The following is a 10,894-nucleotide window of genomic DNA, read 5'->3' on the forward strand; positions in this document are numbered from 1 at the left end:
TGCTTCTGGATGATTTAGCTTCTTTACTACTTGCTTATTCCGGAGAGTGACAGAAGAGGGATAATTCCAACATGGCGGTGAAATTTTCGCGTTGATAGGCAGAAGGCATCAACGATTTTAAGATGTAAACTAAACTTTGGGTGTGAGCAAGAAGATTAGACATTTTTCTTGCTAAGAACATTAGTGAATAAGCCCTTTTCTCTCATATTTTAGTTACTTTGAGCAAAAAAATTATGGCAACCGAACAAGAGCTTCAATCTCTTTTTAATACCTTGGATACCGATCGAGATGGCAAAGTTTCCATAAACGAGCTTTTTTTAAGCCCAGGCTTAAGTGCAATCATCTCAGCAGAAACAGGCGTTAGTAGCCCCCAGGAGTTGTTAGGTATGTATGGCGATCAAGACGGTAGTATCACCTTTGAACAGTTAAAGAAAGTTGTTGAGGAAGCTGGAAATTTGAACTAACAGTCAAAAACAAGGGTATCCTTCCCCACTCTATTCCCACCCCCAAACAATCGCGCCCTATCCCCATATAGAAGGTGCGGTTTTTGGGTTATTGGGCTATCAACCGAACCCTATTGCCTAATGACCGACTGGTGCTTTTGCCCCTGCTCCACCTTTACCCAAAAATAGTAACAAAGGCAATGAGCAAAGAAACGCCACTCCGACTACGCGAAATATGTCTGCAAAAGACAAAACGGCTGATTGAATATCTACTGTTTGGCTGAGTATAGCCAGTGCTTGTTGATGTGCTGTGGTTGCATCCATACCTTGACTTTGCATCGCCCCAGTGAGTAAGTCAAGACGCTGATTGGTTTCTGGGCTATAAGGACTAAGTTTTGCTAATAGGATGGCTCGATGAAAAGCTTCGCGTTTGTCCAGTAAGGTAGTGAGTATGGCAATACCAACACTTCCACCCAGTTGTCGAGTGAGGTTGTAAAAGCCAGAGCCTGCTGAAACATCTTTTTTGGGAAGTGGGCCTAAAGTTGCCAGACTTAAAGGCAAAAACATGAGTACGGTAAAAGCCCCACGCCAGACCAAGGGCCAAAATAAATCATCGGCTCCAGTTTGGGAAGTGAGTTTTGACAAATCAAACATCACCATAGCTGTGCCCACACCGCCGATCGCAATTAAAATTCTGGCATCGATTTTGGTGGACAATTTACCTAGCATCACCATGACGATCGCCGATGCTAAAGCACCAGGAGCCAATAAAAGTCCTGTCTGGGTAGCTGTAAAGTGCAGAATACTCTGAGCAAAAATCGGCACAGCAAATAGTGCGCCATACAATCCCATCCCAACGACCGCAGATAAAACACTCCCCGCCGCTAAGGAACGGTGATGTAATACTCTCAAATCGACAGCAGGATGAGGCGTTTTCATTTCTTGCCAAATAAACAGTACCAATCCCACTACGCTGCCGATCGCTAAGGTGGTGATAAAGCCGGAGGAAAACCAGTCTTCTTGTTCACCTTCTTCTAAGAAGGTCTGCATACAGCCAATCGCAATCACCAACAACCCGATCCCCAACCAATCAACGGCTTGGTTTTGTGCCTGACTATTGTCTTTATCTTTGGGTAAAAACATCCAACACATCGCTACAGCCAAGATTCCAAAGGGAATATTAATAAAGAAAATCCAGCGCCAACCTAAAGCATCGGTGAGGAAGCCTCCTAAAGTCGGGCCAATTGCTGGGCCAGAAATTACTCCCACCCCAAATACTGCTTGCGCTAAACCTTGTTCGGCGGGGGGAAAGGTTTCAAACAAGATAGCTTGGGCTTTGGCTAGCAATCCCCCACCAAATAAACCTTGGGCAATGCGGGAAATAATCAGCATCGGGAGATTAATCGATAGCCCGCAGACAACTGAGGCGACGGTAAAGCCAATTAACGAAAAAATAAAATAAGTTTTCTTACCAAAGTAATCTCCCAACCAAGCAGATAAGGGAATCATCACGACGTTAGCGATCGCATATCCGCTGACTACCCAGCCAATTTCGCTGACAGTTGCCCCTAGGCTGGCTTGCATCGAGGTCAGCGCCACGTTGACAATGCTGGTGTCAATTACCTCTAGAATTGCACCAAGGGCAGCAGAAAAGGCGATCGCCCACTTTAAGGGCCCCTGGATATAACCAGCTTGGTTAACATTGGAACGATTAATGTTTGTAGCCATATTTAGCTGGAATAGTATTTACTGTCACCTTGACACTTAGCCCTGCCCGCAACTTATGTTGGGGATCGGCATCAGGATTAAAAGTTAAACGTACTGGTAGCCACTGCACTACTTTATTGAAGTTACCTGTGGCATTATCTGGCGCTAGCAGGGCGAAACTAGATCCTGTAGCTGGGCTAATCCCCGCCACCGTAGCCCGAAAAACTTCACCAGGATAAGCATCAACTTCAATTTCTGCTGGCTCTCCGATATACAAGTTTTTTAGGGTTGTCTCTTTAAAATTGGCATCTACATAAATTTGCTCAGTGTCTAAGGGCACTATCGAGAGTATGGGCTGACCGCTCTCGACTTTCTGTCCGACTTGCGCTGTCAGCTTTCCCACATAGCCACTGAGAGGAGCTTGAATAACGGTGTATTTAATTTGTTGCCGAGCTAGCGCCAAAGCGGCTGCGGCTTGTGCAACCTGTGCCTGTGCCTGCTTGGTTTGGCTCTTTTGCACTACAACTTTCTGCCCAGAAACCCGGGTTTCTGCCACCTGTCCTCTGGCAGCTTCAGCTTGAGCTAAGGCTTTTTGTAACTGAGCATGAGCATTATTCACCTGAGCTTGGGCTTGAGCCACAGTTTGCTTTGCTGCGGTGAGATTTGCTTGAGCATTCTCCCATGCGGCTCGCGTTGTATCGCGTTGCTGGGCGGCAATAGCTCCTTGGGCATACAAGGTTTCATAGCGCCGGAAGTCAGCTTGAGTTTTATTCACCTCGGTTTGCGCTTGCGCCACCTTGGCCCGATTAGTATCTACCAACGCCTGAGCTTGGCTAACTTCGGCTTTGGCTGCGCTGACTGCTGACTCACTTGCAGCTAAGTTCGCTTGCGCCTGCTGTATTTGGGCGGTATTTGTTTGACTAGTTAAGGGTTCAGTATCCGCCGCGCTTTGCAATTGAGCTTTGGCTGCGGCTAAATTTGCTTCTGCTTGTTGAACTTTCAGATTCAGGTCTTGGTCTTCTAGGATAATTAGCGGCTGTCCGGCTTTGACATAATCTCCATCCTTCACCTGCACTTTCTGCACGGTTGCAGAGATTTTGGCAGCAATCGGAGAAACATGACCTTGTATCTGAGCATTATCTGTACTGACATGAGTGTGCTGGAATTGCCACCACCGCCAGCCAAAGACTGTTGCTATTGCTAGGGTAATTACTCCCAGCACGAGTAGCCAGGCGCGCCGTTGCCACAAACGAGAATTTTGCCCGGGATCAGCAACAGATGGCGGGGGATCAAGCTCAACATCAGGCTCAAACGCAGAGTTATGAGTATCGTCTGGCTCTACATAGATATCATTGACAGCATCAGTAGGGGGATCGAGATCAACATCAACTTTCGCGGATTGATACTTATTCATCAATATTTATGCCGTCCTTTATCTATTCCCAGGAGGTAACTTTCGTTGCCAGAGTCAAAAGTATTTTTTTATCTATACGCTACGGTAGCGTATCGTATATAATTGGTCAAGGGCGTTTGAGGTTGAGAAAATTTGCGTTAAATTGCCAAGATGTCCTAGCTTAGGGATGATGTTTTTATGAGTAAGCAGATCAATAGCCCTACTGGACGCCCACGTAGTATCCATGCTGACCAGGCTATTCTCCAAGCGACCTTGGATCTACTAGCGGAAGTGGGATATCAAGGCATGAGTATAGAAGCGATCGCTTCCCGCGCCGGCGTTGGGAAAACTACCATCTATCGGCGTTACACTTCTAAAGAAGAACTAGTTGCAGATGCAATTGAAAGTCTCAGGGCAGATTTAACGATCCCAGATACAGGGAGTTTCTGGGGAGATATGGATATTGCGATCGAGAATGCGGCGAAAAAAATCCTGAGTCCGCTTGGTCGTCAGACACTGGCCTTAATTATCAGTACTGCATCTAGCAATCCTCAATTTGCCCAAGTTTATTGGACAAAATATACTATGCCCCGCCGCGAGTCTTTTGCCAAAGTTCTGCAACGGGCAAAGTCTAGAGGCGAAATTCAAGAAAATGCCGATGTCGATCTCATCTTTGACCTCCTGAGTGGGTCACTCTATTACGCAATCATCTTTAAACCTACAGCCGAACCAGTAGAAACTTATATGCGCCGGACAATCAATCTTCTGCTTCAAGGTATTGGTACAGGCCAATTAACCAAATTTGGCTAACCTGAACTGTAATAGCACTCCTATTTGATTTGTGAACCTTCTGGTAAACACAGGGAAAAAAAGGGCGGTATAGGAATAGCTCGTTTTTTCCAAAATCAAGCTAGATGCTTATATACTTTTTATAGAGAAAAATATTAGCTCGCTTTGGCAGCATTTGCCCATAAGGTATGAGTTTTCCTAAAAACTTTACAGATAAGAATTCCAGATTTATATCATCAGGAAATGATATAAGAGTAAGTAAAACTTTCCCGCATTTTTGTCTGAGTTCTAACGATCGCTCTTGCTAGAGGCACCACAGGATCTCACTGCTCAGTCTGGATATTAACTGATTGTAGAACTTGTTGCCAAAATAGCTGTCAACAATCAGTTTTAGGTGGGATGATAAAGAAACAGAAAAAAAGGGAACTAAGAATTATTTTTCCCCTGTATCTTCTGGTCGCAGGATAGCATCACAATATCGGATGAGAGTAGTCAAGCGATCTCTAATTGTTTGCAGTCTCGCTTGTGCAGTAGATTCTTGCCTTGCGCCTTGGAAAAACATTATGTCAATTTCCAACAGGCGCAACTGTTTGCTCATCTCTGTTCGATAAGACTGCTCTCTTGCGAAGTTCCGATCAGAGGAAGCCTCCGCTCGGACTTCGCGCTCCCGCGAGTCTACCTCGCTCAACGGTACAATCTGCTGCCCAAAAAATTGCTTTAAGGAGGCTAAACGCTGCCGCAGTTCGGTTGCATTGAGTTGGGTATTTGTAACATCAGAGCGTAATTGCTCTAGCAAGCTCGCAAATACCTGATAATGATCTTTATTTAGAGACATCCAGTGCTAGTTAAGATAGTATTAATGTCAAGTAATTTTTCTTCTACAATAAACTTTCTTAAGCTCTTTTTAGAACTAGAAGCCTCAAATCATGCTTTGAGGCTTCATTTGCCAGCAATATATTTACGGAATGATGAAGCTTGAAACTCTCACTGGATGATTACCATAGACAATTAAGGAATCATCCTCACATGACTTTATCTAAGGGTCTTTGGGCATTAGCATTTTCTACCGACGAAGCTGTTAGTTTTGCCCTTCTTTGAACTTATCCACAGATCACCTCTAGTCCCCTTTGTATGAGCACTATAGTTCTCAATTCCTCAGTTGATGTTCCTCTTCCGGAATGGCTCAAGAAATGCTTCATCCAGTCATCAGGAAGTAGTGGCGATGATGCGGAAAATCTCCGAAGGTATAATGATGCAACTTTAATATGTCGGGCATTTGAATTTGCTTATAAACTGCATCAGGGACAATACCGCAAATCAGGCGAACCATACATTTGTCATCCTGTTGCTGTAGCTGGATTACTGCGTGACTTAGGAGGTAGTCCTGCTATGATAGCAGCTGGATTTCTCCATGATGTAGTCGAAGATACAGATATCACAATTGAACAAATAGAAGAGCTTTTTGGTCCAGAAGTACGGCAATTAGTCGAAGGTGTCACCAAACTTTCTAAAATAAATTTCAAAAGCAAAAAAGAAAGTCAAGCAGAAAACTTCCGGCGGATGTTTTTGGCAATGGCACAAGATATCCGAGTCATCGTGGTGAAGTTGGCAGACCGTCTGCATAATATGCGAACTTTACAATTTATGCCAGATGAAAAACGCCGTGGCATTGCTCAAGAAACACGAGATATTTTTGCTCCCTTAGCCAATCGTTTAGGGATCTGGCATTTGAAATGGGAATTAGAAGATTTATCGTTTAAATATTTAGAGCCGGATGCTTTTCGGCAAATTCAAGAGCATGTTTCCGAAAAACGGACATCACGGGAAGAGAAATTAGCAAAGGCTACGGCAATTTTGCGCGATCGCTTGCAACAAACTGGAATTAAATGCCTCGATATCAGCGGCCGTCCAAAGCACCTTTATAGTATTTACCAAAAGATGCAACGACAGCAAAAAGAATTTCATGAAATTTATGATTTAGCAGCGTTGCGGATTATTGTTGAGACCAATGAAGAATGCTACCGTGCTTTAGCAGTGGTTCATGATGCCTTTCGTCCAATTCCTGGTAGATTTAAAGATTATATTGGGCTACCAAAACCGAACCGTTACCAGTCTTTGCATACTGGCGTAATTGGGTTGACTGGTCGTCCTTTAGAAGTGCAAATCCGCACGATGGAAATGCACCATATTGCTGAGTATGGAATTGCAGCTCATTGGAAATATAAAGAAACTGGTAGTTCTAACAACAGCCATTTAACTGCAACAGATGAAAAGTTTACTTGGTTGCGGCAATTGTTGGAATGGCAAAGTGATTTAAAGGATGCTCAAGAGTATCTAGATAGCGTCAAAGATAATTTATTTGAAGATGATGTTTATGTCTTTACCCCCAAGGGTGATGTTGTACCTTTAAGTCCTGGTTCTACTAGTGTAGATTTTGCTTATCGCATTCATACAGAAGTGGGGAACCACTGTGCAGGAACCAAGGTAAATGGGCGGATGGTGCCACTGTCAACACGATTGCACAATGGCGATATTGTGGAAATCATGACCCACAAGAACAGCCACCCTAGTTTAGATTGGTTGAACTTTGTCAGAACTTCCGCAGCCAAATATCGAATTAAACAATGGTACAAGCGATCGCGCCGGGAAGAAAATGTTGCTCGTGGTCGAGAATTATTAGAAAAAGAACTTGGTAAAACTGGTTTTGAGAGTCTGCTGAAATCAGATGCAATGCAGAGTGTAGCCGAAAAATGTAACTACCACAGCGTAGAAGATTTACTCGCAGGTTTAGGTTACGGTGAAATTACCCTGAATCTGGTGCTGAACCGTTGGCGAGAGGTAGTGAAAGCACAACAACCTATGGTTGTTGCACCTCCATATTTGCCAAAAGAGTCAGCAGCAACAGCAAAAGCTTTGCGAGACGCACCTACAAATTATTCACGCTCCACTGATTCGCCAATTCTTGGGGTTGAAGGTTTGGTGTATCATCTGGCTGGGTGTTGTACTCCAATTCCTGGCGAACCAATTATCGGCGTAGTCACAAGGGGCAAGGGAATTTCGATTCATCGCCAAGGGTGTAATAATCTCGAAAGCGTAGAGTATGAGCGTCTAGTACCAGTAAGCTGGAACGCAGCAGCAGAAAATAGCTCTCGTCCTCATAGCTACCCAGTGAATGTGCAGATTGAAGCGCTTGATCGCGTGGGGGTTTTAAAAGATATTTTGTCTCGTTTAAGCGACCAGGGGATCAACGTCCGCTATGCTCAGGTAAAAACTGCGATTGGACAACCCGCTTTAATGGACTTGGGTATAGATATCCGCGATCGCCCACAACTAGAACATCTGTTTATCCAAATTAAAAAGATGAGCGACATTCTCAATATACGTCGCGTTGGTCAGATTGACGAGTAGTAGGGGCGCTGATGCCCCTACATTATTCAGTGGGTGCGTTAACGCCGAGTAACGCACCAATTGACTCTTTGATTAGGAGCGTGATTTAGCTGGGGCCTGTAGCAATTCAATATCTCTAATCTGAAGAATGCCGCTACTTTCAAATTGCACGGTAATTTGCACCTTAGCAGAATCCGTTTCTTTTTTAAAATGTGCGCGTGCTTCATACAGATGAAAATCTTCGCTTGGAGAAATACCTGTAGACCAATATCTTGTGGTTGTACCCCACTGTCCTTTCCGGCTGATTCCTAAACTTAATTGAATTGACTTTTCTGTATTTAACGCTTTCGCATAACATCGACAAGCAAGCACACATTCTGGCAAATTGGTTTCGCTAACTTCAAATAAGATGACATTTCGTAGAGGATCTGCACGCGTAATCAGGCGTTGAGTATTATCATCGTAGGCTTCAATTTGCCAGCTAGCTTCGATAATTGCAATTCCTCCTTTTGTGACTGTTGAATCTGTAGGGCTAAATCTGCGAATCAGCACAAATTCTCCTGCTGGTTCGGGAACGCCAAAGCGTTTTTCTAGTTCTTCACCTACTTCCTGAACTTTGGAACTGACAAAATCTTTGAGATTGTTAAGTATTTCGTCGAACATAATATATCTTGCCTGATTGTCATACTTCTAGGATTCCCACGAACAGTACAATAAAATTCAATATTTAGTCAGAGAAAATATTTCAAACTAGAAGTAGAAATCCTTGCAGTTGCCTTGTTATCCTACTTCTAGATAATTAAATAAACAAAGTAATGTTAAAATTTTTTGCAGACCGGGGTGGAACATTCACAGATATTGTCGCTGTTACTAATAATCAGGCAATTATAAACAGACTTTTAAGGCATCCCGAACGTTTTTTAATTGTGCCTCTGCCTAATCAGGAATGGATTATAGTCTATAAATTACTCTCAGAAAATCCCGAACAATATCAAGATGCAGCAATCCAAGGAATTCGGGATATTATCGGTCTTGGCAGCAATGAACCTATACCTACTGAAGTAATAGAAGTCGTGAAAATGGGGACAACAGTAGCTACAAATGCACTGTTAGAAAGAAAAGGGGATAGAGTAGCACTTTTCATCACCAAAGGGTTTAAAGATGCGTTGCGGATTGGCTACCAAAACCGTCCTGATATTTTTGCCCGTCAGATCATTTTACCGACAATGCTTTATGAACAGGTAATTGAGATAGACGAACGCTATGATGCTGACGGTAAAGAATTAATTCCTGTAAACATTGAACAAGTCAAACAAGACTTGCAAGCAGTTTACAACACAAGAATTCGTAGTTGTGCCATTGTTTTTATGCACAGCGATCGCTATCATCACCACGAAGAACAAGTTGAGCAACTCGCCCAAGAAATTGGATTTACGCAAATATCAGTATCTCACAAAGTTAGCCCTTTAATGAAATTGGTTAGCCGAGGCGATACAACAGTTGTAGATGCTTATTTAACTCCGATTTTGCGGCGCTATGTTAACCAAGTAGCTAGTCAGTTACCTGGAGTAAGATTAATGTTTATGAAATCTGACGGAGGTTTAGTTGCAGCCGAACAATTTCAAGGCAAAGATAGCATTTTAAGCGGTCCTGCTGGCGGAATCGTTGGTGCAGTACAAACTAGTAAAAGAGCAGGTTTTGAGTTAGTTATTACCTTTGATATGGGTGGAACGAGTACAGATGTTGCCCATTTTAAAGGTGAATATGAACGACAATTAGATTCAGAAATTGCTGGCGCTAGAATGCGAGTTCCCGTATTAGCGATCAACACCATTGCGGCTGGCGGCGGTTCCATTTTGTTTTTTGATGGTTCTAGTTATCGTGTCGGGCCAGAATCCGCTGGTTCAAATCCCGGCCCTGCTTGTTATCGACGTGGCGGACCATTAGCTGTTACTGATGCTAATGTTATGTTAGGCAAAATTCACCCGCAATATTTCCCTTCTGTCTTTGGTATTAATGGCAATTTACCTTTAGATAAAGATATTGTTGTTCAGAAATTTACACAATTATCCCAAGATATTGCAACAGTCACAGGAAACACTCGAACCCCCGAACAAGTAGCCGCTGGATTTATTGCGATCGCTGTTGAAAATATGGCAAATGCCATTAAAAAAATCAGTCTACAACGGGGTTATGATGTCACTGAATATGTGCTTTGTTGTTTTGGCGGTGCTGGCGGACAAGTTGCTTGTTTAATTGCCAATACTTTAGGGATGAAAAAAATATTTCTTCACCCTTATGCTGGAGTTCTCTCTGCTTATGGAATGGGATTAGCTGATGTAAGAGCAATTAGAGAAAAAGGAGTAGAACAGCCTTTAACTTCAGCATTAATTCCGCAATTGCAACAGGTAATGGAGAGTTTAGTAATTCAAGCGAGAACTGAACTCAGTGACTATGAAGATAGTAATCAACAAGAAGTAATCCGAAAATTAAATCTAAAATATGAGGGGACTAACTCAACATTGACCGTTGATTTCACATCGAATGTAACAGTCATGCGAGAAAATTTTGAGACTGAACATAAATCTCGCTACGGTTTTATTCAATTAGAAAAAAGCTTAATTGTTGAATCTGCCTCAGTGGAAGTAATCCAAAAAATGGATACTCCCGAAGAATCCTTAACTACTCGTACCCGTCCGTTAGATGAACTTCCTAAATTTGTTGAAATAGTCAGAATGTTTGCTGCCGAGCAATGGCATGATACACCAGTATATCGACGGGAAGATTTACAGCCAGAAGATACTATTAGCGGTCCGGCGATTATTGTTGAAAAAATTAGTACGATTGTAGTTGAACCTAACTGGAAAGCAAAATTAACTGAACGCAATCATTTAATTTTGCAGTTTAAAAATTGATTAATTTATGAAGTTTTAGCAGAAATTTTAGAGTATAACTTTTAAAGTAGGACGTGTTGTCACGCAGCGCAACGTATCATCAACAATCAAGGTGCGTTAGCCTATGGCATAAGAGGTTGTTTGAAAAGTCCTCGATGATGTAGCAAATACTTTTAGATCCCCCTAAATCCCCCTTAAAAAGGGGGACTTTAATTCTATTTCCCCCTTTTTAAGGGGGGTAGGGGGGATCAATAAGTGTCTAAAGTCACAGCCAAATACTT

General features: G+C 42.8%; 8 protein-coding genes. 4 read left to right on the plus strand and 4 right to left on the minus strand.

Annotation, left to right across the window (positions count from 1 at the left end):
- Positions 1 to 206 precede the first annotated feature (206 nt).
- Entirely contained in the window at positions 207 to 464 is a 258-nt protein-coding gene (locus BV372_RS34055; RefSeq protein WP_256973627.1) for an EF-hand domain-containing protein, read from the plus strand.
- A 117-nt stretch (positions 465 to 581) separates the two neighbouring features.
- On the opposite strand, the gene BV372_RS34060 is transcribed toward BV372_RS34055, so the two are convergent.
- Together BV372_RS34060 and BV372_RS34065 are read right to left on the minus strand one after the other, a co-directional pair.
- Entirely contained in the window at positions 582 to 2,171 is a 1,590-nt protein-coding gene (locus BV372_RS34060) for a DHA2 family efflux MFS transporter permease subunit (protein ID WP_086691822.1), read from the minus strand.
- Positions 2,155 to 3,564, minus strand: a complete 1,410-nt coding sequence (locus BV372_RS34065; protein ID WP_086691825.1) for an HlyD family secretion protein — start codon at positions 3,562 to 3,564, stop codon at positions 2,155 to 2,157. Before BV372_RS34065 ends, BV372_RS34060 begins: the two co-directional genes overlap by 17 nt.
- 177 nt (positions 3,565 to 3,741) lie before the next feature.
- On the opposite strand from BV372_RS34065, the gene BV372_RS34070 reads away from it, so the two are divergent.
- Entirely contained in the window at positions 3,742 to 4,353 is a 612-nt protein-coding gene (locus BV372_RS34070; protein ID WP_086691828.1) for a TetR/AcrR family transcriptional regulator, read from the plus strand.
- Between the two features lie 412 nt (positions 4,354 to 4,765).
- On the opposite strand, the gene patD is transcribed toward BV372_RS34070, so the two are convergent.
- Positions 4,766 to 5,167, minus strand: a complete 402-nt coding sequence (gene patD, locus BV372_RS34075; protein WP_086691831.1) for a heterocyst frequency control protein PatD — start codon at positions 5,165 to 5,167, stop codon at positions 4,766 to 4,768.
- Positions 5,168 to 5,463: 296 nt separating this feature from the next.
- Between patD and BV372_RS34080 the strand changes: the two genes are divergently transcribed.
- Positions 5,464 to 7,740, plus strand: coding sequence for a bifunctional (p)ppGpp synthetase/guanosine-3',5'-bis(diphosphate) 3'-pyrophosphohydrolase (locus BV372_RS34080; protein WP_086691834.1), 2,277 nt, complete (start codon positions 5,464 to 5,466; stop codon positions 7,738 to 7,740).
- A 72-nt stretch (positions 7,741 to 7,812) separates the two neighbouring features.
- On the opposite strand, the gene BV372_RS34085 is transcribed toward BV372_RS34080, so the two are convergent.
- Positions 7,813 to 8,382 carry a hypothetical protein gene (locus tag BV372_RS34085; RefSeq protein WP_086691837.1) on the minus strand — a complete coding sequence of 190 codons (570 nt, stop codon included), beginning with the start codon at positions 8,380 to 8,382 and terminating at the stop codon, positions 7,813 to 7,815.
- Between the two features lie 152 nt (positions 8,383 to 8,534).
- Between BV372_RS34085 and BV372_RS34090 the strand changes: the two genes are divergently transcribed.
- Positions 8,535 to 10,634 (plus strand): hydantoinase/oxoprolinase family protein, encoded by a 2,100-nt coding sequence (locus BV372_RS34090; protein WP_086691840.1) that lies wholly within the window; start codon positions 8,535 to 8,537, stop codon positions 10,632 to 10,634.
- The last annotated feature ends 260 nt before the right edge of the window (positions 10,635 to 10,894 follow it).

It is taken from the genome of Nostoc sp. T09 (assembly GCF_002154695.1).
Taxonomy (GTDB): Bacteria; Cyanobacteriota; Cyanobacteriia; order Cyanobacteriales; family Nostocaceae; genus Aulosira.

Bases quoted from the DNA above. Each gene is read 5' to 3' on its own strand.
- BV372_RS34060 (WP_086691822.1), bottom strand. From the start codon at position 2,171: ATGGCTACAAACATTAATCGTTCCAATGTTAACCAAGCTGGTTATATC.
- BV372_RS34065 (WP_086691825.1), bottom strand. From the start codon at position 3,564: ATGAATAAGTATCAATCCGCGAAAGTTGATGTTGATCTCGATCCCCCT.
- BV372_RS34070 (WP_086691828.1), top strand. From the start codon at position 3,742: ATGAGTAAGCAGATCAATAGCCCTACTGGACGCCCACGTAGTATCCAT.
- patD (WP_086691831.1), bottom strand. From the start codon at position 5,167: ATGTCTCTAAATAAAGATCATTATCAGGTATTTGCGAGCTTGCTAGAG.
- BV372_RS34080 (WP_086691834.1), top strand. From the start codon at position 5,464: ATGAGCACTATAGTTCTCAATTCCTCAGTTGATGTTCCTCTTCCGGAA.
- BV372_RS34085 (WP_086691837.1), bottom strand. From the start codon at position 8,382: ATGTTCGACGAAATACTTAACAATCTCAAAGATTTTGTCAGTTCCAAA.
- BV372_RS34090 (WP_086691840.1), top strand. From the start codon at position 8,535: ATGTTAAAATTTTTTGCAGACCGGGGTGGAACATTCACAGATATTGTC.